This is a genomic window from Streptomyces sp. NPDC058284, assembly GCF_042881135.1.
In the GTDB taxonomy this organism is placed as follows: domain Bacteria; phylum Actinomycetota; class Actinomycetes; order Streptomycetales; family Streptomycetaceae; genus Streptomyces.
On record NZ_JBHVYE010000041.1, the window covers coordinates 27,419 to 54,153 of the forward strand.

The following is a 26,735-nucleotide window of genomic DNA, read 5'->3' on the forward strand; positions in this document are numbered from 1 at the left end:
CCGGGCGGGCGCCCGCGTACCCTTGCGCCCGTGAACGCCAATGACCGCACCCCTGCCGACCTGCTGCGATCCGCGCTCGCCTCGGACCCGGCCCGCCCCCTTGTCACCTTCTACGACGACGCCACCGGTGAACGCGTGGAATTGTCCGTGGCCACCTTCGCCAATTGGGTGGCCAAGACCGCCAATCTGCTCCAGGGAGATCTCGCGGCCGAGCCCGGTGACCGGGCCGTGCTGCTGCTGCCCGCGCACTGGCAGACGGCCGTGTGGCTGCTGGCCTGTTCGTCGGTGGGAGTCGTCGCCGACGTGGGCGGCGACCCGGCGTCCGCCGATCTCGTCGTGAGCGGTCCTGACTCGCTGGACGCCGCGCGGGGCTGCTCCGGCGAGCGGGTGGCGCTCGCGCTGCGGCCGCTCGGCGGACGCTTTCCGCAGCCACCGGCCGGTTTCACGGACTACGCGGTCGAAGTGCCGGGGCAGGGGGACCGGTTCACTCCCTTCGCTCCGGTCGACCCGGACGAGGTCGCCCTCGTGGTGGAGGGTGAGGAGCTGACCGGGGCGGAGGTCGTCGAGCGGGCTCGGGCGGATGCGGGGCGGCTCGGCGTCGGTGCGGGGAGCCGGGTGCTGTCCGGGTTGCCGTACGACACGTGGCAGGGGCTGAGTGCGGGGCTTTACGGGGCGTTGGCGGTGGGGGGATCTGTGGTGCTTTGCCGTCATTTGGAGGAGGGGTCTGGGTCTGACGGTCGGCTGGAGAGGCGGGTCGTGGAGGAGAAGGTGAGTCTCACTCTGCGGTGAGGGGTCTGGCCGGGGGCCTTGGGCGGTGGGGGGATGGGGGGGATGGGGGGGATGGGGGGTGGGGCGTGCTTTTCGGTGCGGGCCGTCGTGGCTGAGCGCGCAGTTCCCCGCGCCCCTGAGGGAGGCGGGGCTCGGCCTCCCGTTCAGCGCCCTGCACCCCTGAGGGAGGCGGGGCTCGGCTCCCGTTCAGTGCCCCCACCCCCAGCCCTCTCCCCCCTCCCCCGAACCACCCCCCTCCTCCCCCGTTCGGCGCACCCGTGACCCGGACCGGAGGCCAGGCGTGCCGTGGCGGGTCATGGTCTTAGGTACGGGTAACGGACGGACCGACGTAGCCATGAGGGGTGGACGCTCACGTGACCGAGACCGCAGGCACGTCTTCCGGGGCGGGGGGCGCCTCGCCCGAGCCGAAGGGCACGTTCGGGCCCGGGTCGGGTGCGAGTCCCACCGGTACGGGTGTCGTCCGGCGCCGGCGCCGCTGGCTGCGGTACGCCGCGCTCGGCGGGGCCGTCCTGGTGCTCGGTGCGGGCGGCGCGGGCTGGGCGGCGTACCAGAAGCTGAACGGGAACATCACCGAGGACACCGACGCGGCCGCCGAGCTGGCGCGCTTCGAGAAGGAGCGGCCGACCGCGCTGGTGCGGGGCGCCCAGAACATCCTGCTCCTCGGCTCCGACACCCGCGCGGGACCGGGCAACCGCGAGTACGGCAAGGACCCCGGCACCCAGCGCTCGGACACCACGATCCTGCTGCACTTGGCGGCCGACCGGCAGAGCGCGACGGCGGTGTCGATCCCGCGCGACCTGATGGTGGAGGTGCCGGACTGCCGAAGGCAGGATGGCTCGCGGACGGAGTCGCAACTCACCCAGTTCAACTCGGCTTTCGAGCTCGGCGGTACGGCCTGCACGATCCGTACCGTCGAGAAGCTGACCAAGATCCGCGTCGACCACCACATGGTCGTGGACTTCGCGGGCTTCAAGGACATGGTCGACGCGGTCGACGGCGTGCAGGTCTGCATTCGGAATCCGATCGACGACACCGACGCCCGCGTGAAGCTCGACCCGGGCCTGCGGAGCCTCGACGGCGAACAGGCGCTGGGTTACGTACGCGCGCGAAAGAGCCTCGGCGACGGCAGCGACACCGACCGGATCGACCGCCAGCAGGGGTTCCTCGGCGCGCTCGTCAACAAGGTGCAGAGCAATGACGTCCTGCTGAATCCGACGAAGCTCTATCCCGTTCTCGACGCGGCGACCTCTTCACTGACCACCGACCCCGGACTCGCCAGTCTGCGGGGTTTGTACGAACTGGTGCGTGGCATGCGCGATATCCCCACGGACCGGGTGCAGTTCCTCACGGTCCCCCGGCAGTCGTACACCTACGACGCCAACCGCGACGAACTCGTGGAGCCCGCGGCGGACCAGCTCTTCTCCCGGCTGCGCACGGACAGTCCGGTCGTGGTGGACCCGCGGCGGTCACAGCAAGCAGGACCCGGCGAGGAACAGGCGCGCCGGAACTCGTCGTCCGAGGAAGAGGAAGGGGCCTCTCGCGAAGAAGGGGCTGCCCGAGAGGAAGGGGCCTCTCCCGAAGAGCAGTCCCCTGCCGAGGAGGAGTACGACGGAGCCGGTGAGGGATGGAGTGACGAGAAGCCGGACGACCCCGGCCCCACCCCGTCGCCCGTGCCCACATTCCGGGGCAACACGGCCGCCGGATCCACCTGTAAGTAAAGCGATCCCCAAGGGAAGAGTGCCCCCCACAAAGAAATAGGGCGGATTGCCCAGTTGTAGGGGAGTGGAATTTGTCACCGGCGTCGTTCGACGCTGAACTGGGCGGATAGTGTGAGCGATCCGGTGCGCCGGGCCATCTCGGCCACGCACCGCTGGAACGACTGACCGAGCGCCTTCTGAGGGGGGTAAGGCGCCGCGTGGCCCCGACGGAGGACGCAAACAACCGTGGACGCGCAAGGCCGTGGGCGGGCGGAGAACATCGACCCCGCAGACCAGTGGGTGCTCAACCCGGATACCGGTGATTACGAACTGCGACTGAGCCCTTCCGCAGAGCAGTCGACGGTGCCGAAGCCGCGTGGCTCCTCACCCCGCAGGGGCGGCCGTGGCCGTCCGGGGCTGGGCCGTGAGGACGCGCGCGAGGGACCCCGTCAGGGTTCCCGGCAAGGTTCCCGGCAGGACGGGCGCGACGAGCGCCGCGAGGTGCCGGGGCAGCGCCGGCGGCGCGTCAAGGAACCGGAAGTGGTCCCGGGCGGGCGGCGCAAGCAGAAGCCGCGCAAGTCCAAGGGCAAGAAGGTGATGATCTGGACGGGCGGCACGCTCGCCTTCCTGCTCGTCGCGGGCTGCACCGGCGGCTACCTCTACTACCAGCACCTCAACGACAACATCACGTCGATAGACGATGACGGCGCGGGCACCGGCGGCTTCAGCAAGGACCGGGCCATCAACATCCTGGTGATGGGCACCGACAAGCGCAGCGGTGACGGCAACGAGGGGTACGGGGACGAGGGCAGCGTCGGCCACGCCGATACAACGATCCTGCTGCACGTCTCCAAGGACCGCACGAACGCGACCGCGTTGAGCATCCCGCGCGACATGATCGTCGACATCCCGGTCTGCCCGACGAAGCAGAAGGACGGCAGCACCAAGAACATCCAGGGCTCGCAGAAGGTCCGCTTCAACGAAAGCCTCGGCCAGTACGACCGCACGCCGAGCTGCACGATGCGTACGGTCAAGGCGATCACCGGCATCACGCCCGACCACTTCATGGTGGCCGACTTCAACGCGGTCAAGACGCTCTCCAGCGCGGTCGGCGGCGTGGAGGTCTGTCTCGCCAAGGACATCGACGACCCCAAGTCGCATCTGAAGCTGCCCAAGGGCAAGCACGTGGTCGAGGGCGAGAAGGCGCTGGCGTTCGTCCGCACCCGCCACACCGTGGGCAATGGCGGCGACCTGAGCCGGATCGAGCTCCAGCAGCAGTTCCTCAGCTCCCTGATGCGCAAGCTGAAGTCCAGCGACACCCTCACCAGCCCGACGAAGATGGTCAAGCTCGCGGAGGCGGGCACCGAGGCCCTCACCGTCGACTCCAAGATCGCCGACATAATGAAGCTCAAGGACCTCGGCATGGAGCTCGGCAAGCTCGACATGAAGAACCTGAGCTTCACCACGGTGCCGGTGGTCGACAACCCCGCCGAGAAGACGCCGGTCACGGTCGTGCCCGACCGGTCCAAGGCCGAGCAGCTCTTCGCGCTGATGCGCGCCGACCAGTCGCTGACCGAGGTGAAGAAGAAGGAGAAGAAGGAGAAGGCCGCGGTGGCCGCCCGCCTCAAGGGTCCCAAGGCCGACGCCTCCGAGGTGCGCGTCGACATCTACAACGGCAGCGGCAAGACCGGCGCCGCGCAGACGACGCTCACCTGGCTGCAGAACGACGAGGGCGTGCTCAAGTCCAGCCAGCTGGGGAACGCGCCCGCGGAGCTCAAGAAGACGACGCTCGAGTACGGGGCGGCGGAGGCGGACCAGGCACGTCGGCTCGCCGACATCATGGGTCTGCCCGGATCCGCCCTGAAGCAGGGCAAGAGCGAGAAGAACGCACAGGGTCTGCCGGCCGTCAAGCTGACGCTCGGCGGCGACTTCAAGGGCGCGGGGGTGCCCATTGATGCCTCGTCGAAGGCACCGAAGGACATCAAGAAAGTCGAAGCGGACAAGACTGTGTGTGCCAAGTGACCTGAAGCGGTCGTTCTGCGTCTAACAATGCGCCAAGGCGCCGCGGTGCGGCCGCACTTCAGGAACAGGGGCGGGGAGGGGCTGGGGATGAGGCAGAACAGCGTGCGTAAGGAGGGGGCGCGACGACGCGCTCCGCACGCCAGTGATCACGGCTGGGACGGCGGCGCGCACGACGGCGAGGCGGGCCCCGAGGACTCCGCGCACGCCGACGGCGAAGCCGCGAAGTCCGACGCCCGGCACCGGCGCGGGGGCCGCGGCACGCGCGGCGGCGCGCGAGCGCCACGTCGCAAACGCCGCGTACTGCGCTGGTCGGCGACGATCCTCTCGGTACTGATACTCGGGACGGCCGGCGCCGGATACCTCTACTACCAGTACCTCAACGGCAATATCGAGACGGACGACCTGAACCTCGGCGAGCACCGGGCCCCCGCGCCCACCCCCAACGCCGCAGGTCAGACCCCGCTGAACATCCTCCTCATCGGCTCGGACGCCCGCGACTCCAAGGCGAACCAGAAGCTCGGCGGCGCCAAGGAAACCTTCGGCTCGCCGCCGCTCGCTGACGTGCAGATGCTGCTGCACCTCTCGGCCGACCGCTCCAACATGTCGGTCGTCAGCATGCCCCGCGACACGCTGCTGCAGATTCCCAAGTGCACCGACCCCGACGACGGCAAGGTCTACCCGCAGACCGGCCCGCGGTACATGACCAACGAGTCCCTCGGCCGCGGTGGCCCCGGCTGCACGGTCGCCACCTGGGAGAAGCTCACCAACATCCACATCGACCACTTCATGATGGTCGACTTCTCGGGCGTGGTCTCCATGGCGGACGCCATCGGCGGCGTACCCGTCTGTGTGGACAGGAACATCCACTCGCGCGACAGCCAGGGCCACGGCTCGGGCCTGAAGCTGAAGAAGGGCACCACGGAAGTCGAGGGCAAGCAGGCCCTGCAGTGGCTGCGCACCCGGTACGGCTTCGAGGGCGGCACCGACATCAGCCGCGCCAAGGCCCAGCACATGTACATGAACGCGCTGGTCCGCAAGCTCCGCGAGAACACCGGCCTCAGCAGCCCCAACAAGCTGCGCAAGCTCGCCGACAAGGCGACGAGGGCGCTGAAGGTCGACAACGGGCTCGGCGACCTCGTGAAGCTGTACGACCTCGGCAACGAGCTGAAGAAGGTCTCTCCGTCACGCACGACGATGACGACCATGCCGTTCGAGTACGCCGGTGAGCGCGTCGTGCCCAAGCCCGGCGACGCCGAGCAGCTCTTCCGCCTCGTCCGCGACGACATCCCGCTGGACGGCAAGGGCCACAAGAAGCCGGCCAAGGAGAAGCCGTCCGACGACCCGGCCGCCGCGGACGACAAGATCGCGGTGCAGGTCCAGAACGGCACGCGTACCGACGTCGAACCCCCGGTCAGCGGCCGGGCCAACACGGTGGCGCAGCTCCTGGCCGGCAAGGGCTTCACGAAGGCGGCCCCGGACGCGTCGGCCGCGCTGACCGAGAAGAAGACGGTCGTGCGCTACCCCAGCAAGGAACTGGAGGGCGACGCCCAGCGGGTCGCCAAGGCCCTGGGCCTGCCGCTGAGCTCGGCGAAGAAGTCGACGGACGTCTCCGGCGTGACGCTCGTCGTCGGCGCGGACTGGCGCGAGGGCGACATGCCGCCCAAGCCGAAGAAGAAGGACGACAGCACGCCCGATTCCGCGGACGCGCTCAGTGGCTCCGACAAGAAGGCGTGCATGAAGGTCGACCCGAACTTCAGCTGGTAGCGGCTTTCACGACGACGGCCCGGCTCCACCGCTGAGGTGGGGCCGGGCCGTTCGTACGGATGCGGGGCGCTCAGGCCTCCTGGGTCTCCCCCAGCACGGCCGGGCGGCGCGAGGCGATGACCTTCCTGGCCAGCGCGCGCGGGCTGGTGAGGAAGCCCCAGCCCCACGACATGTGCATGGTCGCGAGCGCCACCGGGATCTGCAGGCGCGCCTTGAGCGGCAGGCCCTTGCCCGCGGGGACGGACCCGGCGGCGATGGCCGCGAGGTAGCCGCCCGGGATGACGAAGCCCCACGGCGTGAGCGCCGCACCCACGACGATGCCCACGGCTATCGCGCAGACCGCGGTCGGCGGCGCGAGGTAGCGCAGGTTGATGGAGCCCTCGTGGTAGCGGGCGACGACGTGCCGCCAGCGGCCGTAGTCCTTGTACTGCTTGGCCAGCGCCTTCACGCTCGGGCGCGGGCGGTAGGAGACCTTCAGCTCGGGCGAGAACCAGATCAGGCCGCCGGCCTCACGGATGCGGAAGTTCAGCTCCCAGTCCTGGGCGCGGATGAACTCCTCGTTGTAGCCGCCCTGCCGTTCAAGGGCCTCGCGGCGGAAGACGCCCAGGTAGACCGTCTCGGCCTGCTGGGGCTCGCCGCCGGTGTGGAAGGCGGCGTTGCCCACGCCGATCTTCGAGGTCATGGCGGCGGCGACCGCCTGCTCCCAGGCGTTCTGGCCCTCGGCGTGCATGATGCCGCCGACGTTCATCGCGCCCGTCTCCTCCAGGAGGCGGACCGCGGTCGTGATGTAGCCGGGCGAGAGCGCGGCGTGGCCGTCCACGCGGACCACGATCGGGTGACGGGACGCCTTGATGGCGGCGTTCAGCGCCGCGGGCGTACGCCCCGTCGGATTGGGGACCGTGTGGACCCTCGGGTCTTCCCTGACCAGCTCGGCGGCGATCTCGTCCGTGCGGTCGGTGGAGGGGCCGAGCGCGACGACGACCTCCATCTCGCCCGCGTACTCCTGCTGCAGGATCGCGTGCACGGCCTCGCGCAGATGCCGCTCCTCGTTGAGGACGGGCATGATCACGGATACGGCTGGAGGCTGCGCCTCAGACTTCGCGTTCATCACGCGTCACGTTACCGCGAATGGGGGACACGGACGCGCGCCGTCCGGGTCGCTACCCCGGTCCGCATTTCGTATGGCATTACCTTTCTCGGGTTCCCAGGCCCGTCCGCCCGCCCGTCTACCGCCCCCGGCCGCCGTCTCCGCGGAGGTGTTCCGCACGTGCCCGCACCGCCCCGCTCCCCCGCCCCCACGCCGCGCCACCCCCGCCCACCGGCCCGAACGTCCGCACGGCGGCCGAGGCGTGGGAAACGGCCGCGGTGGGCGATGCGGACGGCGACCACGTTCTCCGTGGTGGTCCTCGCGGCGGCGGGCATCGGGCACTCCGTCGTCACCAGCCTCGACACGGGCATCAAGCGGGTGGACGCCTTCAAGGACATGAAGAACCGGCCCGAGTCGGGCAACGGCATGAACGTCCTGCTCGTCGGCACCGACGGCCGCGACAAGATCACTCCCGAGGAGAAGGCGAAGTACCGCCTGGGCGGCGCGCCCTGCCACTGCACGGACACGATCATGATCGTGCACATCTCGGAGGACCGGGACCGCGCGAGCGTCGTGAGCCTGCCCCGGGACAGTTACGCGGATCTGCCCGCGCACACCGACATCAGCACCGGCGAGAAGCATCACGAGCACCCCAACAAGATCAACGCGGCGTACGCGGAGGGCGGCCCGAACCTCACGGTGCGCACCGTCGAGCACATGACGAAGGTCAAGATCGACCACTACCTGGAGGTCGACTTCCTGAGCTTCATGAAGACCGTGGACGTCCTCGGCGGGGTCGAGATCTGCACGCCGCGGCCGCTGCAGGACTCCCACACCGGGCTGAACCTGACCGAGGGAAAGCACCAGCTGGACGGCGGCGCGGCGCTGCAGTTCGTCCGCTCCCGGTACGTCGACGGGGCCTCCGACCTGGGCCGCATGCAGCGTCAGCAGCGTTTCCTCGCGGCGCTCATCGCGAAGGCGACGAGCAGCGGAGTGCTGCTGAACCCGGTCAAGTTCCGCGACGTGACGCGGACGCTGCTCGGCTCGGTCCGGGCGGACAAGGGCTTCGGGACGGGCGACATGCTGGATCTCGGGCAGGCCATGCGGGGCTTCTCGCCCTCGTCCTCGGAGTTCACGACCGTGCCGCTGAGCCCCATGGGCCAGAACGTGCCCGGCATCGGCGCCACGCTGAAGTGGGACCCGTCGAAGTCCGGCCGGCTGTTCGACGCGCTGCGCGAGGACCGGCCGCTGGCACAGCACCGCAGGAAGTCCAGGGCCACGATGGTCGACGTCTCGCCGCAGCAGATCCGGGTCCAGGTGGAGAACGGCACGGGGACGCCGGGGCTCGGGCAGCGGGTCGACGCGGGGCTGCGGGCGACGGGGTTCCAGACCACGGGGGCGCCGGTGGACGTGCCGGGCGCGGCGGCGCGGCCGGCTCCGCGCACCGTGGTCACGTTCGACCCCCGCTGGGACCGGTCCGCGAAGTCCCTGGCGACGGCGCTTCCGGGGGCGGAGATGCGGGCGGTGCCTGGGCAGGGGCCGACGCTGAAGGTGATCGCGGGGACGGATTTCAGGGCGGTGCGGGGGGTTCGGGCGGAGGATTCTCGGCAGGGGGAGTTCGGAGCGGTGACGGGGGACGAGGTGGTTTGTTCCTGACCTTGGGGGTCAGGGGACTCGCTCTGCCTGGCGCGGCTTCCCCCTGCGGGGGGGGGCGTTGCGGTTCTTGGGTCGGTTCTTGTCTGCGGGTGCGTTGTGGCTGGTCGCGCAGTTCCCCGCGCCCCTGGGGGGTTCGGGCGGCTCCTGTCTGCAGGTGCATTACGGCTGGTCGCGCAGTTCCCCGCGCCCCTGGCCACCCTGGCCACTGCCACCCCTAGGCCCTGGCCTCCCGGGGAGCCGCAGAACCGGCGCAGGCCCCTTAAGGGGCGCGGGGAACTGCGCGACAAGCCACGTATCACCCGCAGACAAAACCCAACCGGGACCACCCCAAAGGGGCGCGGGGAACTGCGCGACAAGCCACCTGCCACCCGCAGACGAAAACCCAACCGGCACGGGCCCCATAAGGGGCGCGGGGAACTGCGCGAGAAGCCGCCGCTTAGCCGCACCCGCACAAGACCGCCCAAGGCGCCCCCGCCACGCCTACTCGTCGAAGCCCTCCGCCGCCCGCGCCTCCCGCAGTTCCTTGATCGCGCGGCGGCGGGCCAGCCGATGCGTACGGCGGATCTGCGCCTCCTGGTAGCGGCGCCGGTCACGGTCCGTCTCCGGTACGACCGCCGGCACCGTCCGCGGCTTGCCGTCCGCGTCGACCGCGGCGAAGACGAGGTAGGCCGAACCCACCTGCTGCGCGGGCGTCGACTCGTTCCAGCGCTCGGCGAGGACCCGGACGCCCACTTCCATGGAGCTGCGTCCGGTCCAGTTGACCTGCGCTTTCACATGGACGAGGTCGCCCACGCGGACCGGCTCGAGGAAGACCATCTCGTCCATGGACGCGGTGACCGCGGGACCGCCCGAGTGGCGTCCGGCGACCGCCCCCGCCGCGTCGTCCACCAGTTTCATGATCACCCCACCGTGCACCGTACCGAGGAGGTTGGTGTCGTTGTGGGTCATGATGTGGCTCAGTGTGGTGCGGGACGCCGAAGTCGGCTTGCCCGGAATTTCCGACTCCGAGCCGGGGGCCTGGTCTGTCATGCCCTCCACCCTATGCCGGACGTATGTCCGACCCTTCCCCCGCCCGTTTTGCATCAGCTCTGCAACAGCCCTGACCCGAATTCCCGACCGCCCTGTAAGGCGCACGCCTCCAGACGGCACACTGGGCCACATGAGCGATTGGCCTGACGATCAGGGCGGCGGCCGGGGATACGGCCGCGGCCGCGGCGACTCCCAGCACGAGGGAGCCCGCGTAATGCGGCACATCCAGCGCGGCCAGCCCTCCCGTCCGGCCGGTACGCCGCCCGGCGGGGTCCCGCCGCAGCCCGCGTACGACGACGGGTACGGCGACCAGTACGGGAACGGGCAGCCGTACGGCGACGCCCGCGACGACGTCTTCGAGCCGCGGACCCCGCGCCAGGACCCGTACGGCCAGGGCCCCGGCAACGCGTACGACAGCGGCTACAACACCGGCCAGGTCTACGGCCAGCCCAACGGCGGCAACGGCGGCCAGGGCGGCACCGGACAGCCGCCGCGCGCCCCGCGCCCCGCGCCGAACTGGCGCAAGCGGATCAAGTGGGGCGCGATCACGGTCGTCAGCGTCCTCCTCGTGACGTCCGTCGTCACGTACTTCTGGGCCGACTCCAAGCTCAAGCGCGAGGTCGACCTCTCCAAGGTCATCGAGCGGCCCGAGGGCGGCGCCGGCACGAACTACCTGATCGTGGGCTCCGACAGCCGCGAGGGCATGACCGCCGAGGACAAGAAGAAGCTGCACACGGGCTCGGCCGAGGGCAAGCGCACGGACTCGATGATGATCCTGCACGTCGCCGACGACGGCGGGAACACCATGATCTCGCTGCCCCGCGACTCGAACGTCACGATCCCCTCCTTCAAGGGCGCCGAGTCCGGCAAGCTCTACCCGAACCAGGGCCGTCAGACGAAGCTCAACGCGGCGTACGCGGAGGACGGCCCCGAACTCCTCGTCCGCACCGTCGAGTTCAACACCGGTCTGAAGATCGACCACTACGCCGAGATCGGCTTCGGCGGCTTCGCCAAGATCGTGGACGCGGTCGGCGGCGTCGAGATGGACATCCCCAAGGGCTTCAAGGACAAGAAGTCCGGAGCCGACTTCGAGGCCGGCAAACAGACGCTCGACGGTGAGCAGGCCCTCGCCTTCGTCCGCACCCGCTACGCACTCCCGGGCAGCGACCTGGACCGGACGAAGAACCAGCAGAAGTTCCTCGCGGCCCTCGCCAGCCAGGCCGCGACGCCCGGCACGGTCATGAACCCCTTCAAGCTCTACCCCATGATGGGCGCGGGCCTGGACACCCTGATCGTCGACAAGGACATGGGGCTGATGGACGTGGCCTCCATGTTCTGGGCCATGAAGGGCGTCACCGGCGGCGACGGCAAGTCCATGAACATGCCGCTCGCGGGCCAGACGGGCGGCAACCTCCTCTGGGACAAGGCCAAGGTCAAGAAGCTGGTCGAGGAGCTGAACAACGACGACGAGGTGACGGTCTCGGGCAACTGAGGCCGGTCCCGGGCACTGCGGCCGGTCCCGGACAACGAGGCTCTCGGGCGGCAACGAGGTCGTTCGCGCGGCGGGAACGCTCTCCGTCGCGTACGAGAAGGGGCTCCACCGATTTCGGTCGGCGGGGCCCTTCCGCGTTCCGCGCGGCGCGCCATGCGCCTCCCCCGTGGACCGCCGCGTACCCCGAACGCTCCGCCCGCCGCGAAGCAACGGCCGTGCCGTGCCACCGTGATGGGAACTGCCGCCCGCCGACGTCCGGAGCACCTGCCATGGCAGATCTGCAGGAGGAACTCTCCACCCCCGCCGAGGCGGGGGAGCTCGACGCGCTCCCCGCCCCGACCGAACCCGCCCTCTCGCCCGACGAGCCCCGGGCGTCCGGGGCACCCGGGGCACCCGGGGCGCCGCACGCGACCGCCGAGCCGCCGCCCGCGCGGGCCTCGTTGCCGGGCCCCGAGCCGTTCCCCCGCCGCGAGCCCCTGCCCGGCCGGGAACCGCTGCCCCCGCCGGAGCGGCTTCCCGTGCCGGAACCGCTGCCCGTGCACGAGCACGAGCCGCTGCCCGAGCGCGAAACGGCGTCCGGCCCGGCGGAGCGGGCCCGTGCGCTGCTCGCCTCGCATCCGGTCGCCGACGGCTACAGCGGGCTCCCCTGGGCGCTGCGCGAGCTGCCCTGGCACGACTTCGAGACGGGCGACAGCGGCCTGGAGAGCGACGTGCCGCGGCTGCGCGCGGGGCAGGTCGGCGCGCAGTTCTGGTCCATGCACGTGCCCGAAGGGCCGTGTGCCGACCGGCCCGTCGGCGCGACGCTCGAACAGATCGACTTCGCGAGGCACGTCATCGACGCCCACCCGGAGGCCCTGCGGCTCGTGCGCAACGCCTCGGAGGCCGCCGACGCGCGCAACTGCGGCCGCGTCGCCACGCTGCTCGGCCCGGCCTGCGGCGCCGCGCTCGGCGACTCGCTGGGCGCCCTGCGCGCGCTGCACGGCCTGGGCCTGTTCGCGGTCACCCTCTCGGGTACGTCGTGGGCGGGTCCCGGCGGTCTCACCCCGTTCGGCGAGGAGGTCGTCAGGGAGATGAACCGGCTCGGGGTCATCGCGGACCTCTCCGGCGCGTCCGAGACGACGGCGCGGCGCGTCCTCGCCGTCTCCAAGGCACCGGTGATCTTCACCCGTTCCGGGGCGCGGGCCCTGCGTGACCATCCGGCGAACCTCTCGGACGCGCTCCTTGGCGCGGTGGGCGCCGCCAAGGGGTTGTGCCTGGTGCCGCTCGCCACCGACCGGACCGGTTCCTCCGTACGCGAGGTGGCGGACCATCTCGATCATGTACGCCGGGTCGCCGGGCCGGAGTGCGTCGGCCTCTCGGGGACGTACGACACCGCCGAAGCGCACCCGGAGGGCCTGACCGACACGGCGAGCTACCCGCGGCTGATCGCCGAGCTCGTCGAACGCGGCTGGCCCGAGGCCGACATCTCCCTGCTCACCTGGGGGAACGTGCAGCGCGCCCTGCGCGGTGCGGACTTCACCGCGCGGGCCACGCGCGAGCGGCGGGCCGCGTCGACGGCGCGGATAGAGCATCTGGACGGCTGACCGGCCGGGCCCCTGCCTCGGGCGGGGCCCGGTAGCGTGACGGTCGCGTGACGTCGGTCAGGGGATCTTGCAGAGGCAGAAGGGGTGGCCCACCGGGTCCGCGTACACGCGGAAGTCCCGCTTCCCGCCGTCGTCGTCCAGGTCGAGGGGGCGCGCGCCGAGGGCGAGCACCTTCTCCTCCGCGGCGTCGATCTCCTCGATCGTGCGCCCCGCGTCGAGGTCCAGGTGGACCTGCTGGGCGTTCACGTCCGAGCGCGGCCACTGCGGGGGACGCAGGTCGCTCACCCGCTGGAACGACACCTTGACGCGGCCGGGCATGACGAGGTCGACCCAGTCGCCGTCCCCCTCGATCGTGCCGCCGATGATCTGGGCGTAGAACTCCGCGAGCCTGCGCGGTTCCGGACAGTCGAGGACGACGTTGCGCAGGGTTGCGATGGGGGCGGCGTCGGAGGTGCCTGTGGTGCTAGAGGTGCTAGAGGTGCTGGTGTTGCCATGGGGGTCAGCCATGTCTCGCTCCTTCTCAACTGGCACAGAGACAGAACGGGTGCCCGGCGGGGTCCGCGTAAACCCGCCAGGAGCGGTCGCGGTCGGCGGCGTCGAGGACCGTGGCGCCGAAGGTCAGGATCTCCTTCTCCACGGCGTCCATGTCGTCCACGGTGAAGTCGAGGTGGAACTGCTGGCCCCCGTCGGGGGCGGGCCACTGCGGCGGGCGGTGGCCCGGGGCCTTCTGGAACGCGATGGGCGGGCCGCCGTGGCCTTCGATGCCGACCCAGGCCTCTTCGTCGGCGGGGTCGGGGACGGGGGTGCCGCCGACGATCTTCGCGTAGAACTCCGCGAGGGCGTGGGGGTCGGGGCAGTCAAGGACGACGGCGCGGAAGGCGGCGAGGGGCATGTGTTCTCCCGTGAGGATTGCCTGATGGAAGCCTCGACCTCCAATCGACGGAAGCCTTGATCTCCGACTATTGCTTCATGATCCTCGACCGGCTCGGTTTCCGCGCGATTTTTCGCGCGGTTCTCCGCGCCTCTTCGCGCGGTTCCCCGCGCCGCTTCGGGTGGTGGGTCAGGCCGACGGGCGGCCCATGGCCCGGTAGGTCCAGCCCGCGGTGCGCCAGGCCGTGGGGTCCAGGGCGTTGCGGCCGTCCAGGATGGTGGGGGTTGCCGCCACCGCGGCCAGGTCCGCGGGGTCCAGGTCGCGGAATTCCCGCCATTCGGTGAGGTGGAGGACGACGTCCGCGCCCCGGACCGCGTCGAGGGCCGTGTCCGCGTAGCCGAGGGTGGGGAAGAGGCGGCGGGCGTTCACCATGCCCTTGGGGTCGTACACCGTGACCTGGCCGCCCTGGAGGTGGATCTGACCTGCGACGTTGAGCGCCGGGGAGTCGCGTACGTCGTCCGAGTCCGGCTTGAACGTCGCCCCGAGCACCGCGACCCGCTTGCCGAGGAACGAGCCGCCGCCCAGCGCCTCGCGGGCCATCTCGACCATTTGGCCGCGCCGCCGCATGTTGATGGAGTCGATCTCGCGCAGGAAGGTGAGGGCCTGGTCGGCGCCCAGCTCGCCCGCACGGGCCATGAACGCGCGGATGTCCTTCGGCAGGCAGCCGCCGCCGAAGCCGATGCCGGCCCGCAGGAACTTCTTCCCGATCCGGTCGTCGTGGCCGAGCGCCTCCGCCAGCTTCACGACGTCGCCGCCGGCGGCCTCGCAGACCTCGGCCATGGCGTTGATGAAGGAGATCTTCGTGGCGAGGAAGGAGTTGGCGGAGGTCTTCACCAGTTCCGCGGTCGGGAAGTCGGTGACGACGAAGGGCGACCCCTCCCCGAGCGGCGTCGCGTAGACCTCGCGGAGCAGCTTCTCGGCGCGCTCGCCGCGTACGCCGACGACGATGCGGTCGGGGTGCAGCGTGTCCTGCACGGCGAAGCCCTCCCGCAGGAACTCGGGATTCCAGGCCAGCTCGACCTCGTCGCCCGCCGGGGCCAGTTCGGCGAGGCGCGCCGCGAGGCGGTCCGCGCTGCCGACCGGCACCGTGGACTTGCCGACGACCAGCGCGGGCCGGGTGAGGTGCTTGGCCAGCGAGTCGAGGGCGGAGTCGACGTACGACATGTCGCACGCGTACTCCCCGTGCTTCTGCGGGGTGTTCACACAGAGGAAGTGGACGTCGCCGAAGTCGGCGGCCTCGGCGAAGTCCATCGTGAAGCGCAGGCGCCCGCTGGAGCCCTCGATGCCCGCGACGTGCCTGCGCAGGAGTTCCTCCAGGCCGGGCTCGTACATGGGGACCTCGCCCCGCTGGAGCATCTCGACCTTCTCGGGCACGACGTCAAGACCCAGCACCTCGAAGCCGAGCTCGGCCATGGCCGCGGCGTGTGTGGCCCCGAGATAGCCGGTACCGATCACGGTGATCTTGAGGGCCATGCGGTGCTCCAGAGGTCTGCGGGCTGCGGTGCGCGACCGAGCATAGTCGGGCCTTCGCGTGGCGCTCACCGGGCACGTTCGGCGCTGTCGGCAAGCTCACGTATCCGTCCGGCGGACGCACCACTAAAATTCGGGTTACTTAACGGTAATTAGCGTCCTTGGAGCGTGAGAGACCTTGGCCGGATCGGCTGATTTCGACCTGTACCGCCCGTCCGAGGAGCACGACATGCTCCGCGACGCGATCCGTTCGCTGGCCGAGGCGAAGATCGCGCCGTTCGCCGCCGCGGTGGACGAGGAGGCCCGCTTCCCGCAGGAGGCCCTCGACGCGCTGGTGGCGAACGACCTGCACGCGGTGCACGTGCCGGAGAGCTACGGCGGCGCGGGCGCCGACGCCCTGGCGACCGTCATCGTCATCGAGGAAGTGGCCCGCGTCTGCGCCAGCTCCTCGCTGATCCCCGCCGTCAACAAGCTCGGCTCGCTGCCCGTCATCCTCTCCGGCTCCGAGGAGCTGAAGAAGAAGTACATGACGCCGCTCGCGGGCGGCGAGGGCATGTTCTCGTACTGCCTCTCCGAGCCGGACGCCGGTTCGGACGCGGCGGGCATGAAGACGCGCGCGGTCCGCGACGGCGACTTCTGGGTGCTCAACGGCGTGAAGCGCTGGATCACCAACGCGGGCGTCTCGGAGTACTACACGGTGATGGCCGTGACGGACCCGGAGAAGCGCTCCAAGGGCATCAGCGCCTTCGTCGTCGAGAAGGGCGACGAGGGCGTGTCCTTCGGCGCCCCGGAGCGGAAGCTCGGCATCAAGGGCTCCCCCACCCGCGAGGTCTACCTCGACAACGTCCGCATCCCCGCCGACCGCATGATCGGCGAGGAGGGCACGGGCTTCGCGACCGCCATGAAGACCCTGGACCACACCCGCATCACCATCGCGGCGCAGGCCCTCGGCATCGCGCAGGGCGCCCTCGACTACGCCAAGGGGTACGTCAAGGAGCGCAAGCAGTTCGGCAAGCCGATCGCCGACTTCCAGGGCGTCCAGTTCATGCTCGCCGACATGGCGATGAAGATCGAGGCCGCCCGTCAGCTCACCTACGCCGCCGCGGCCAAGTCCGAGCGCGGCGACAAGGACCTCACCTTCCAGGGCGCGGCCGCCAAGTGCTTCGCGTCGGACGTCGCGATGGAGGTCACGACGGACGCCGTCCAGCTGCTCGGCGGCTACGGCTACACCCGGGACTACCCCGTCGAGCGCATGATGCGTGACGCGAAGATCACGCAGATCTACGAAGGCACGAACCAGGTCCAGCGGATCGTGATGGCGCGGAACCTGCCGTAACTGAACTGGTCTCACCTGCATGAACGCAACGGCCCCCGGCACTCTGCCGGGGGCCGTTCGCGTCGACTCTGTCAGGCGACTTCGCAGGCAACGTCCGGTGCGGCACGGTTCGGGGAGCACGTCACCAGGGCTACGGACAGAAATGCGGGCCGCTCCAGGTAGAAGCCGTGGGACACGTCTCCGCCCCAGCCCAGCCGTTCCGCAGCGGAGTGGACCAGCAGCGCCAGCCGCGTGCTGTCACGGTCGGACTCGGAGGCGAACCGGGATGCGGTCAAGCGATCACGCTTGCCGGAACAGGAAACCGCGGATCGTCGTGGCGAGGAACCTGCCGTAGCTGTCAGGTAGGTGTTCTTACGTCGATGGGGTGCTGCCCGGGCCGGCAGCACCCCATCCGTGTGTGCGGGAGCGGCTAGCCGTCCAGCTGGGCGAGGGTCGCGATCGACGGGCCCCTGCGGGACTGGAGGTCCCGCGCCACGTCTTCCGCCGCGCCGAGGACCCGTACCGCGTTCTGCCACGTCAGCTTCGCGAGGTCGGGCTTCGACCAGCCGCGGTCGAGGAGTTCCGCGATCAGGTTGGGGTAGCCCGCCACGTCGTCCAGGCCGGACGGGGTGAACGCCGTGCCGTCGTAGTCGCCGCCGATGCCGATGTGGTCGATGCCGGCCACCTCGCGCATGTGGTCCAGGTGGTCGGCGACCGTGGCCGCGGTGGCGATCGGGCGCGGGGTCGACCGCTCGAACGCCTCGTGGACCTTCATGGCCTCGGGGGTCGTGTCGAGGTGGTGGAAGCCGTGGGCCCGCATGTTCTCGTCGGCCGCCAGGGTCCAGTCGACCGCCGCCTGGAGGACGAACTTCGGGACGAAGGTCGCCATCGCCACGCCGCCGTTGGCGGGGAGGCGTTCCAGGACGTCGTCGGGGATGTTGCGCGGGTGGTCGCACACCGCCCGCGACGAGGAGTGCGAGAAGATCACCGGGGCCACCGAGGTGTCCAGGGCCGCCCGCATCGTCGTCGCCGCCACGTGGGAGAGGTCCACCAGCATGCCGACGCGGTTCATCTCACGTACGACCTCGTGGCCGAAGGGCGAGAGGCCGCCGACGCCCGGCTCGTCCGTCGCCGAGTCCGCCCACGCGATGTTGTCGTTGTGCGTGAGCGTCATGTAGCGGACGCCGAGGGTGTGCAGGGCCCGCAGCGTGGCGAGGGAGTTGTTGATGGAGTGGCCGCCCTCGGCGCCCATCAGGGAGGCGACGCGCCCCTGGGAGCGGGCCTCCTCCATGTCCGCCGCCGTCAGGGCGCGGGCCAGGTCGGCGGGGTGGCGGGCGAGCAGCCGCTCGACGCAGTCGATCTGTTCGAGGGTCGCGCTCACCGCGGAGTCGCCGGTCAGGTCGGTGCGTACGTACACCGACCAGAACTGCGCGCCGACGCCGCCCGCGCGCAGCCGGGCGATGTCCGTGTGCAGGCGGCCCGTCTGATCGGCGGCTATGTCGAGGCGGTCGATGTCGTAGCCCGCCTTCTCGCGCAACGCCCACGGCAGGTCGTTGTGGCCGTCGACCACCGGGAAGTCGGCGAGGAGGGCGCGGGCTTCGTCGAGTGACGTCATGCGCTCACTTTCCCGAACCGAAGCCGGAACCGAAGCCGGAACCGAAGCCGAATCCGGCTTTCGCGCCGTCGACCTTGGCGCGCAGCCGCTTGCCCTTCTCCGTCGCCTGGTCGTTCAGCTCCTGCTGGAACTCCCGCATGCGGGCGAGGAGTTCGGGGTCGTGCGCGGCGAGCATGCGGGCCGCGAGCAGGCCCGCGTTGCGCGCGCCGCCGACCGAGACCGTCGCCACCGGGACGCCCGCCGGCATCTGCACGATGGAGAGCAGGCTGTCCATGCCGTCCAGGTACTTCAGCGGGACCGGCACGCCGATCACCGGCAGCGGGGTCACCGACGCGAGCATGCCGGGCAGGTGCGCGGCGCCGCCCGCGCCCGCGATGATCGCCTTGAGGCCGCGCTCGGCGGCCTGCTCGCCGTACGCGATCATCTCGTGCGGCATGCGGTGCGCGGAGACGACGTCGACCTCGAAGGGGATCTCGAACTCGGCGAGGGCCTGGGCCGCGGCCTCCATGACGGGCCAGTCCGAGTCGGACCCCATGACGATGCCAACAACGGGGGAGGTCATTCGGTGATCGTTCCTCTGAGGTAGCCGGCTGCGTGGCGGGCGCGGTCGAGGACCTCGTCCAGATCGTCGCCGTAGGTGTTCACGTGACCGACCTTGCGGCCGGGCTTCACGTCCTTGCCGTACATGTGGATCTTCAACTGCGGGTCGCGCGCCATGCAGTGCAGGTACGCGGCGTACATGTCGGGGTAGTCCCCGCCGAGGACGTTGGCCATCACGGTCCACCTGGCGCGCGGGCGCGGGTCGCCGAGCGGCAGGTCGAGGACGGCGCGGACGTGGTTGGCGAACTGCGAGGTGATCGCGCCGTCCTGCGTCCAGTGGCCGGAGTTGTGCGGGCGCATCGCCAGTTCGTTGACGAGGATGCGGCCGTCGCGCGTCTCGAAGAGCTCAACCGCAAGGTGGCCGACCACACCGAGTTCGTTGGCCACGTTCAGCGCCAACTCCTGCGCCTGGCCCGCCAGTTCCTCGGAGAGGCCGGGGGCGGGGGCGATCACCGTGTCGCAGACGCCGTCGACCTGCTGGGACTCGACGACGGGGTACGCGACGGCCTGGCCGTGCGGCGAGCGGACGACGTTCGCCGCCAGTTCGCGCACGAAGTCGACCTTCTCCTCGGCGAGCACGGGGACACCGGCCCTGAAGGGGTCTTCGGCGTCCTCGACGGAACGTACGAACCACACCCCCTTCCCGTCATAGCCGCCCCGCACCGTCTTGAGGATCACGGGGAAGCCGTCGCCGCCGTCCGCCGCGCCCTCGGCCGCGAAGGCGGCCACGTCGGCCGGGTCCCTCACGATCCGATGGCGCGGGCAGGGCACGCCGATCTCCGTGAGCTTCTCGCGCATCACGCCCTTGTCCTGGGCGTGCACCAACGCGTCGGGCCCCGGGCGCACGGGGATGCCGTCCGCCTCCAGGGCCCGTAGATGCTCGGTGGGTACGTGTTCGTGATCGAAGGTGATCACGTCGCAGCCCCGCGCGAAGTCACGCAGCGTGTCCAGGTCGCGATAGTCGCCGATGACGACATCGCCGACGACCTGGGCCGCGGAATCCTGCGGGGTGTCACTGAGGAGCTTGAATTTCAGGCCGAGGGGGATGCCCGCCTCGTGGGTCATGCGGGCGAGCTGACCGCCGCCGACCATGCCGACTACCGGGAACGTCACACCCCCAGGGTATCGGCCGGTACCGGCCACCCGGGAACGGCCGGATACCAGCGCCCCCTGGGCCGCTCCTGTCACAGCGGCGCCACAGTGTCCGGGCGCCCGCGCGCGCCGGAGAGGGCCGCTGGTTAGCATGGCTGGGTCGACACGACCGAAACACCAATCCGTCGGCGCGTAAACAACCGGTACGAACCGACCGGTACGAATCGACGGGGGCTGGGGCGACCACCATGACGGAACGGGGCGCACTGCGGGTGCGGCTGGACAGCCTCACGCGCGAGATCGCCAAGTTCGGAGCCGTGGGGGCGGTCGGAACTCTGGTGAACTTCGGGGTCTTCAACCTCGTGCGGCACATGACGGACCTGCACGTGGTGCGGGCGAGCGTGATCGCCACGGTCGTCGCCATCGTCTTCAACTACGTGGGGTTCCGCTACTTCACGTACCGGGACCGTGACAAGAGCGGCCGCACCAAGGAACTCACGCTGTTCCTGCTGTTCAGCGTGGTCGGCCTCGTCATCGAGAACGGCGTGCTCTACGCGGCGACGTACTGGTTCGGCTGGGACGGCAAGCTGCAGGCGAACTTCTTCAAGTTCCTCGGCATGGGCATCGCGACGCTCTTCCGCTTCTGGTCCTACCGCTCCTGGGTGTTCAAGGCGCTGCCCGCCCGCGAGACCGTCGCGCATGCGGAATCGTTCCTGGAGGACGAGCAGACGGGCGAACCGCCGGTCGTACGACGCGCGGGCTGAGGCGCCGGACGGGGGTCGGGGCGGGCGGGTGGCTGAGTGGCCGCTGACCGCTGGCTGCTGGCCGCTGACCGCTGGCTGCTGGCTGCTGGCTGCTGGCTGCTGGCTGCTGGCTGCTGGCTGCTGGCTGCCGACCGGCTAGCGCACCGGGTTGTCCTCCGGCTCGTGGTCCGTCTCCTTCGACAGCGGCGTACGCGACAGGAACAGGCCGAAGACGGGCGGCTGCGTCTGCAGCATCTCCAGACGGCCGCCGTCCGCCTCGGCCAGATCCCGGGCTACCGCGAGGCCGATTCCCGTCGAGTTCCGGCCGCTGATGGTCCGCTCGAAGATCCGCGCGCCGAGGTCGGCGGGGACGCCGGGGCCCTCGTCCGTGACCTCGATGACCGCCTGGTTGCCGGTGACGCGGGTACGCAGTGCGACCGTGCCGCCACCGTGCATCAGGGAGTTCTCGATCAGCGCGGCGAGCACCTGCGCCACCGCGCCCGGCGTGCCCACGGCCTCCAGGTGCCGCTTGCCCGAGCTGACGATGGCGCGGCCCGCGCTGCGGTAGGCCGGGCGCCACTCCTCCAGTTGCTGCTTGACGACCTCGTCCAGGTCGAAGGCGACGGCCGAACCGGTGCGCGGGTCACGGGAGTTGGTGAGCAGCCGCTCCACGACGTCGGTCAGCCGCTCCACCTGGGCCAGCGCGATCGTCGCCTCCTCCTTCACCGTGTCCAGCTCCTCGGTGACCGTGATCTCCTCCAGGCGCATGGAGAGCGCGGTGAGCGGAGTGCGCAGCTGGTGCGAGGCGTCGGCGGCCAGGCGCCGCTCGGCGGTCAGCATGCGTCCGATGCGCTCGGCCGATGAGTCCAGGACGTCGGCGACGCGGTCAAGCTCGGGGACGCCGTACCGCTTGTGCCGGGGGCGGGGGTCGCCGGAGCCGAGGCGTTCGGCGGTCTCCGCGAGGTCGGTGAGCGGCGAGGCGAGGCGGTTGGCCTGGCGTACGGCGAGGAGTACGGCGGCGACGATGGCGAGCAGCGCGACGGCGGCGATGATCAGCAGGGTGCGGCCGACCTCGCGGGTGACTGCGGCCTTCGGCTCCTGGACGGTGACTCGCTCGCCCTGCTCGCCGGGGCGGGTGGCGCTGATGACCTCGCCGGTCGGGCGGGTGCCGATCTCGATGGCGTCCCGGCCGGGGAACTCGATGCGGGCGTAGCGGTCGGTGGCGACCTGGTCGCGCAGGATGTCGCCGGTGATCCGCTCCTCGCTGATCAGCCGGCTGTCGACGATGCTGGCGAGGCGCAGGGCCTCGGAGTCCACGCGCTCCTGGGCGCTGCTGCTGATCGTCCTCGTCTCGACGATGACGAGGCTCACGCCGAAGACGGCGATCACCACGAGGACGACGGCGAGGGTGCTGTTGATCAGTCTGCGGCGCATGCGAGTAGTGTCCCGCGTCGCGGGCCCGCTCGGGTTCGGTGCCCTTGAGCCTTGGCCGCTCGCGCCGTTCCCCGCGCCCCTTAAGGGGCGCTGCCGCAGGCTCCCCCAGGGGCGCGGGGAACTGCGCGGCCAGCCACGACGGAGCCGCAGACGCGCCTGCCCGCGGCGGCAAGCATGGCGGGTGCGGGTCCGCTTTTGGTTGCTCGCGCCGTTCCCCGCGCCCCTCAAGGGGCGCTACCGCAGGCTCCCCCAGGGGCGCGGGAAACTGCGCCGCCAGCCACGACGGAGCCGCAGACGCGCCTGCCCGCGGCGGCATCTACGGCGGGTGCGGGTTTGCTTTTGGTTGCTCGCGCCGTTCCCCGCGCCCCTCACGGGGCGCCGCCGCAGGCTCCCCCAGGGGCGCGGGGAACTGCGCGGGCGGCCACGACGGAGCCGCAGACGCGTCTGCCTGCGGCGGCAAGCATGGCGGGTGCGGGTTTGCTTTTGGTTGCTCGCGCCGTTCCCCGCGCCCCTGACGGGGCGGGACTCAGCTCTTTTCGAAGCGGAAACCCACGCCCCGTACCGTCGCGATGTACCGGGGATTCGCCGCGTCGTCGCCCAGCTTCTTGCGGAGCCAGGAGATGTGCATGTCGAGGGTCTTGGTCGAGGACCACCACGTCGTGTCCCAGACCTCCCGCATCAGCTGGTCACGGGTGACCACCCGGCCCGCGTCCCGGACCAGGACCCTGAGCAGGTCGAACTCCTTCGCGGTGAGCTGCAGCTCCTCGTCGCCCATCCACGCGCGGTGCGACTCGACGTCGATCCGTACGCCGTGCGTGGCGGGCGCCTCCTTCGGCTCGGTGGAGCCGCGCCGAAGCAGGGCCCGGACCCGGGCGAGCAGCTCGGCGAGGCGGAACGGCTTGGTCACGTAGTCGTCGGCGCCGGCGTCCAGGCCGACGACGGTGTCCACTTCGTCGGCGCGCGCGGTCAGGATGAGGATCGGCACCGTGAGCCCGTCGGCGCGCAGCCTTCGCGCCACCTCGAGGCCGTCCATGCCGGGCAGTCCCAGATCGAGTACGACAAGATCGACACCGCCCTGCAGCCCGGCGTCGAGAGCGGTCGGGCCGTCCTCACGCACTTCGACCTCGTAACCCTCCCTGCGCAGGGCACGGGCCAGCGGCTCCGAGATGGACGCGTCGTCCTCGGCGAGCAGTACACGGGTCATGGGGTGATGGTAGTCCGCACTGGACAACGCTCGGGAGGTGCTCGCACAGTGGAGGGAGACGCCTGCGGCTGTGGGAAGCGATTCTGAGAAACACCTTTGATTGTGTGCTGCTGGTTGCAGCGAAACCTGTGATCCATGTCTCAAGTCCTTCCATATGCCTCCCTGGGGTGTCGTATGGTGACCCAACGCCTGATGCACTACCCAAAGGACCTTTGGCCCACTGTGCGGCCTTAGGTCTCTTTTATGTGCGGGTCGGCCCCGGCCGGCCTTGAAAGGAATGACCTGTGGTCGGGCCCTGAGCGCGAGGATGCGCCAGGGTGTGGATCCCGGAGTCGCCGTCCCTCGTCCCTTCTCACGGGACGAATCTCCCCTGGGCGTGGGGTTGGACGTTCGCGACAACGGTGCCGACCGCCCCCCACCGGGCGCGCACACGCTCCGGCCGCGCGTCCCGAACCCACGAGGATCGACCATGGCGTCCAGCCTGACGAAGGACTCCGCCAGCACCCCTGGCACCGAGAAGACCTTCTTCGGCCACCCCCGCGGACTGGCCACTCTGTTCATGACCGAAATGTGGGAGCGGTTCTCCTACTACGGCATGCGCGCCCTGCTCGTGCTCTACCTGGTCTCCGGCGGCGCCGACGCGGCCACCGGCAGCCAGGGCGGCGGTCTCGCGTACACCGCGGCGGCCGCCACGGCCATCTACTCCGTCTACGTGGCCATGGTCTATCTCATGGCCATGCCCGGCGGCTGGTTCGGCGACCGCGTCTGGGGCGCCCGCAAGACCGTCGCGATCGCGAGTTGCGTGATCGTCGCCGGCCATGTGTGCCTGGCCCTGCCGAGCTCGGTGATGTTCTTCGTCGGCCTGGCCCTGGTCGCGGTCGGCTCGGGTCTGCTGAAGGCCAACATCTCGACGATGGTCGGCCAGCTCTACAGCGACCCGAAGGACCTCCGTCGCGACGGTGGCTTCACCATCTTCTACATGGGCATCAACCTCGGTGCCTTCGCCGCGCCCTTCGCCATCGGCATCCTCGGTGAGAAGGTCAACTGGCACCTGGGCTTCGGCCTGGCCGCCGTAGGCATGGCGCTCGGCGCGATCCAGTTCATGGTCGGTTCCCGGCACCTCTCCGCGGAGAGCAGCCTGGTCCCGAACCCGCTGTCGGCCGAGGAAAAGCGTGGCGTCATCGTCAAGACGCTGGGTGCCGTCGCCGTCATCGCGGCGTTCTACCTCGTCGTGGCCTTCACCGACGTCTACCGCCTGACCCTGAACTGGGCGCTGCTCCCGATCACCGTCGCCGGGCTGCTGATCCCCGTCGCGGTCCTGGTCAAGATCAAGCGGGACAAGGAGCTCAACACCGAAGAGCAGACGAAGATGACGGCGTTCATCTGGTTCTTCGTGGCCGCCGCGATCTTCTGGATGATCTTCGACCAGGGCGCGTCGACGCTGTCCCTCTTCGGTGACTCCCACACCTCCCGGGACATCTTCGGCTGGGAGATGCCGAACACCCTGTTCCAGTCGCTGAACCCGGGCTTCATCATGCTGCTCGCCCCGGTCTTCGCCGCGCTGTGGATCAAAATGGCCCGCAGCGACCGCGAGCCCAGCACCATCGTGAAGTTCTCCTTCGCCCTGGTGATGGCCGGCGCCTCGTTCTTCGTGTTCCTCGTCCCGATGGGCATGGCCACCGGCGACACGAAGGTCACCATGTGGTGGCTGGTGCTGATCTTCCTGATGCACACGGTCGCCGAACTGTGCCTGTCCCCCGTGGGTCTCTCCCTGACCACGAAGATGGCGCCCGCGAAGTACGCCTCCCAGATGATGGGTGTCTTCTTCCTCGCCGTCACCGCGGGCGACAGCGTGACCGGCATGCTCGCCATCGCCGGCGTCGACCTCAACGGCCGGGGCATGGTCGCCCTGGAGGCCACGGCCGCGGTGCTCGCGGGCATCTCGGTCTACATGGCGCGCAAGAAGGTCAGCGGGCTCATGGGCGACGTGCGCTGACCCGCCGTTCACCTTGATCCCTCCGTGGTGGTCTCGTCTGCACATGCCGACGAGGCCACCATTTTCATTGCCCACAAGGCGTAGCTCGTTGGTCGTCGCGTCACATGAGCACTGCGGGCGAACACTGGAGCACTGCGGGCGAACAGGGGAACGCGTCGCCACTCGCACAGGTGGCGCGCAGGGGTTGTGCGGGAACCGGACGCCCGCGCGGTGCAGCATCTCGCCATGTGTCGTACGTTGCTGAGCCTGGCCCTCTGCGGGGCGCTACTGTCGTCCAGTGCCGCCGCCGAGGCGGCCCCCGAGCCGCCGCACGGGCGGCTCGTCCATTACGGGGGACATCCCCGTCAGAACATCACGGTGTACGGCGAGGCCGGCCCTCCGCTCGTCATCGTGCACGGCGGCTACTGGTCCAAGGACACCGACTGGAGCGGCTGGGCGCGGTGGTTCGCGGCGCGCGGCTTCACCGTGTACGACACCGACTACCGGCTGACCTCGGACGCGGCGTGGCCCGCGCAGCGCGACGACGTCCTCGCGGCGCTGCGCTGGGTGCGGCGCCGGGGCGGCGGCGAGACGCTGCCGCTCGTGCTCGGGTCCTCGGCGGGCGGGCACCTCGCCCTGCAGGCCGCGACGTACGGGGCGGGGCGGTCGCGGGTACGGGGGGTCGTGGCGCTCTCCCCCGTGGTGTCGCCGTACCGCGCCTGGAAGGACGGCGCGAGGTCCGGCGCGTCCGCCGAGCGCCGGAAGCTGCGCAGGGCCGCCGAGCGGCTTGCGGGGTGCGTGCCGCGGCGCGGTGCCGGGCGGAGCTGTCTGGCGCGGTGGGACGACCTGTCCGTCACGTCCCACGCGTCGGGCGCGAATGACGCGCCACTGCTGCTGATCCACTCGACGGGCGATTTCGTGCCGCCCTCGCACTCCGCGGAGCTTGCGCGGGCGCTGCGGCGGGCGGGGCCGGTGGATGTGACGGTGCGGACGGAGGCGGGGGCCGGGCACGGCGGGGCGTTGCTCCGGGGCCGGGGCGTGGCCCAGTCGGTACGCCACTGGCTCCGCGCCCATCTGTAGCCGCGCTGCGGGCTCCGGTGCGGATTCGGGTGCGGTCCGGTGCGGATTCGGGTGCGGTCCGGTGCGGATTCGGGTGCGGGTCGGCTCGGGTTGCTCGCGCAGTTCCCCGCGCCCCTGACGGGGCACTGCCGCAGGCTCCCCCAGGGGCGCGGGGAAC

General features: G+C 70.6%; 22 protein-coding genes. 11 read left to right on the forward strand and 11 right to left on the reverse strand.

Features of this window, described 5'->3' with window-relative positions:
• The first annotated feature begins 30 nt into the window (after positions 1 to 30).
• The 4 genes from ACFVYR_RS35175 to ACFVYR_RS35190 all read left to right on the forward strand — a co-directional run bounded on the left by ACFVYR_RS35175 (position 31) and on the right by ACFVYR_RS35190 (position 6,272).
• Positions 31 to 789: a TIGR03089 family protein gene (locus ACFVYR_RS35175; protein WP_384261715.1), complete on the forward strand. Its 759-nt coding sequence runs from the start codon at positions 31 to 33 to the stop codon at positions 787 to 789.
• Positions 790 to 1,142: 353 nt separating this feature from the next.
• A complete protein-coding gene (locus tag ACFVYR_RS35180) occupies positions 1,143 to 2,507 on the forward strand; it encodes an LCP family protein (protein ID WP_384261717.1) in 1,365 nt (454 codons plus the stop codon).
• A 225-nt stretch (positions 2,508 to 2,732) separates the two neighbouring features.
• Positions 2,733 to 4,508: an LCP family protein gene (locus ACFVYR_RS35185; RefSeq protein ID WP_384261720.1), complete on the forward strand. Its 1,776-nt coding sequence runs from the start codon at positions 2,733 to 2,735 to the stop codon at positions 4,506 to 4,508.
• A gap of 87 nt (positions 4,509 to 4,595) precedes the next feature.
• Positions 4,596 to 6,272, forward strand: a complete 1,677-nt coding sequence (locus tag ACFVYR_RS35190; RefSeq protein ID WP_384261722.1) for an LCP family protein — start codon at positions 4,596 to 4,598, stop codon at positions 6,270 to 6,272.
• Positions 6,273 to 6,342: 70 nt separating this feature from the next.
• Here ACFVYR_RS35190 and ACFVYR_RS35195 read toward each other — a convergent pair whose 3' ends face one another.
• The gene (locus tag ACFVYR_RS35195) at positions 6,343 to 7,380 is read right to left on the reverse strand and encodes a glycosyltransferase family 2 protein (protein WP_384261724.1); all 1,038 of its coding nucleotides are present in this window, start codon (positions 7,378 to 7,380) and stop codon (positions 6,343 to 6,345) included.
• A 264-nt stretch (positions 7,381 to 7,644) separates the two neighbouring features.
• Here ACFVYR_RS35195 and ACFVYR_RS35200 point away from each other — a divergent pair, with 264 nt between their 5' ends.
• Positions 7,645 to 9,015: an LCP family protein gene (locus tag ACFVYR_RS35200; RefSeq protein ID WP_384261727.1), complete on the forward strand. Its 1,371-nt coding sequence runs from the start codon at positions 7,645 to 7,647 to the stop codon at positions 9,013 to 9,015.
• Between the two features lie 480 nt (positions 9,016 to 9,495).
• Here ACFVYR_RS35200 and ACFVYR_RS35205 read toward each other — a convergent pair whose 3' ends face one another.
• Positions 9,496 to 10,044, reverse strand: coding sequence for an acyl-CoA thioesterase (locus tag ACFVYR_RS35205; RefSeq protein WP_384261729.1), 549 nt, complete (start codon positions 10,042 to 10,044; stop codon positions 9,496 to 9,498).
• 130 nt (positions 10,045 to 10,174) lie between these two features.
• Here ACFVYR_RS35205 and ACFVYR_RS35210 point away from each other — a divergent pair, with 130 nt between their 5' ends.
• Together ACFVYR_RS35210 and ACFVYR_RS35215 are read left to right on the forward strand one after the other, a co-directional pair.
• Positions 10,175 to 11,536, forward strand: a complete 1,362-nt coding sequence (locus ACFVYR_RS35210; RefSeq protein ID WP_384261731.1) for an LCP family protein — start codon at positions 10,175 to 10,177, stop codon at positions 11,534 to 11,536.
• 269 nt (positions 11,537 to 11,805) lie between these two features.
• Complete coding sequence (locus ACFVYR_RS35215) at positions 11,806 to 13,119, forward strand: membrane dipeptidase (RefSeq protein WP_384261734.1); 1,314 nt, start codon at positions 11,806 to 11,808, stop codon at positions 13,117 to 13,119.
• 57 nt (positions 13,120 to 13,176) lie between these two features.
• On the opposite strand, the gene ACFVYR_RS35220 is transcribed toward ACFVYR_RS35215, so the two are convergent.
• The 3 genes from ACFVYR_RS35220 to ACFVYR_RS35230 all read right to left on the reverse strand — a co-directional run bounded on the left by ACFVYR_RS35220 (position 13,177) and on the right by ACFVYR_RS35230 (position 15,523).
• Positions 13,177 to 13,554 carry a VOC family protein gene (locus ACFVYR_RS35220; protein ID WP_384261761.1) on the reverse strand — a complete coding sequence of 126 codons (378 nt, stop codon included), beginning with the start codon at positions 13,552 to 13,554 and terminating at the stop codon, positions 13,177 to 13,179.
• Positions 13,555 to 13,639: 85 nt separating this feature from the next.
• Complete coding sequence (locus tag ACFVYR_RS35225; protein ID WP_384261737.1) at positions 13,640 to 14,011, reverse strand: VOC family protein; 372 nt, start codon at positions 14,009 to 14,011, stop codon at positions 13,640 to 13,642.
• A 168-nt stretch (positions 14,012 to 14,179) separates the two neighbouring features.
• Positions 14,180 to 15,523: a UDP-glucose dehydrogenase family protein gene (locus ACFVYR_RS35230; protein ID WP_384261740.1), complete on the reverse strand. Its 1,344-nt coding sequence runs from the start codon at positions 15,521 to 15,523 to the stop codon at positions 14,180 to 14,182.
• A gap of 175 nt (positions 15,524 to 15,698) precedes the next feature.
• Between ACFVYR_RS35230 and ACFVYR_RS35235 the strand changes: the two genes are divergently transcribed.
• Positions 15,699 to 16,856 (forward strand): acyl-CoA dehydrogenase, encoded by a 1,158-nt coding sequence (locus tag ACFVYR_RS35235; RefSeq protein ID WP_384261742.1) that lies wholly within the window; start codon positions 15,699 to 15,701, stop codon positions 16,854 to 16,856.
• Positions 16,857 to 16,927: 71 nt separating this feature from the next.
• Here the strand turns inward: ACFVYR_RS35235 and ACFVYR_RS35240 are convergent, their stop codons facing one another.
• The 4 genes from ACFVYR_RS35240 to ACFVYR_RS35255 all read right to left on the reverse strand — a co-directional run bounded on the left by ACFVYR_RS35240 (position 16,928) and on the right by ACFVYR_RS35255 (position 20,163).
• Complete coding sequence (locus ACFVYR_RS35240; protein ID WP_384261745.1) at positions 16,928 to 17,131, reverse strand: hypothetical protein; 204 nt, start codon at positions 17,129 to 17,131, stop codon at positions 16,928 to 16,930.
• A gap of 134 nt (positions 17,132 to 17,265) precedes the next feature.
• Positions 17,266 to 18,450, reverse strand: a complete 1,185-nt coding sequence (locus ACFVYR_RS35245; RefSeq protein ID WP_384261747.1) for a dipeptidase — start codon at positions 18,448 to 18,450, stop codon at positions 17,266 to 17,268.
• Between the two features lie 4 nt (positions 18,451 to 18,454).
• Entirely contained in the window at positions 18,455 to 19,012 is a 558-nt protein-coding gene (gene purE / locus ACFVYR_RS35250) for a 5-(carboxyamino)imidazole ribonucleotide mutase (RefSeq protein WP_384261750.1), read from the reverse strand.
• Entirely contained in the window at positions 19,009 to 20,163 is a 1,155-nt protein-coding gene (locus tag ACFVYR_RS35255; protein WP_384261752.1) for a 5-(carboxyamino)imidazole ribonucleotide synthase, read from the reverse strand. Before ACFVYR_RS35255 ends, purE begins: the two co-directional genes overlap by 4 nt.
• A gap of 227 nt (positions 20,164 to 20,390) precedes the next feature.
• On the opposite strand from ACFVYR_RS35255, the gene ACFVYR_RS35260 reads away from it, so the two are divergent.
• The gene (locus tag ACFVYR_RS35260; protein WP_384261755.1) at positions 20,391 to 20,906 is read left to right on the forward strand and encodes a GtrA family protein; all 516 of its coding nucleotides are present in this window, start codon (positions 20,391 to 20,393) and stop codon (positions 20,904 to 20,906) included.
• Between the two features lie 135 nt (positions 20,907 to 21,041).
• On the opposite strand, the gene ACFVYR_RS35265 is transcribed toward ACFVYR_RS35260, so the two are convergent.
• Both ACFVYR_RS35265 and ACFVYR_RS35270 read right to left on the reverse strand, forming a co-directional pair.
• Positions 21,042 to 22,319: an ATP-binding protein gene (locus tag ACFVYR_RS35265; protein ID WP_384261758.1), complete on the reverse strand. Its 1,278-nt coding sequence runs from the start codon at positions 22,317 to 22,319 to the stop codon at positions 21,042 to 21,044.
• A 526-nt stretch (positions 22,320 to 22,845) separates the two neighbouring features.
• Positions 22,846 to 23,523, reverse strand: coding sequence for a response regulator transcription factor (locus ACFVYR_RS35270; protein WP_384263922.1), 678 nt, complete (start codon positions 23,521 to 23,523; stop codon positions 22,846 to 22,848).
• A 469-nt stretch (positions 23,524 to 23,992) separates the two neighbouring features.
• Between ACFVYR_RS35270 and ACFVYR_RS35275 the strand changes: the two genes are divergently transcribed.
• On the forward strand, positions 23,993 to 25,519 hold the full coding sequence (locus ACFVYR_RS35275) for a peptide MFS transporter (protein ID WP_384263920.1): 1,527 nt from the start codon (positions 23,993 to 23,995) through the stop codon (positions 25,517 to 25,519).
• Positions 25,520 to 25,744: 225 nt separating this feature from the next.
• Positions 25,745 to 26,578 carry an alpha/beta hydrolase gene (locus ACFVYR_RS35280; protein ID WP_384263918.1) on the forward strand — a complete coding sequence of 278 codons (834 nt, stop codon included), beginning with the start codon at positions 25,745 to 25,747 and terminating at the stop codon, positions 26,576 to 26,578.
• Positions 26,579 to 26,735: the final 157 nt, after the last annotated feature.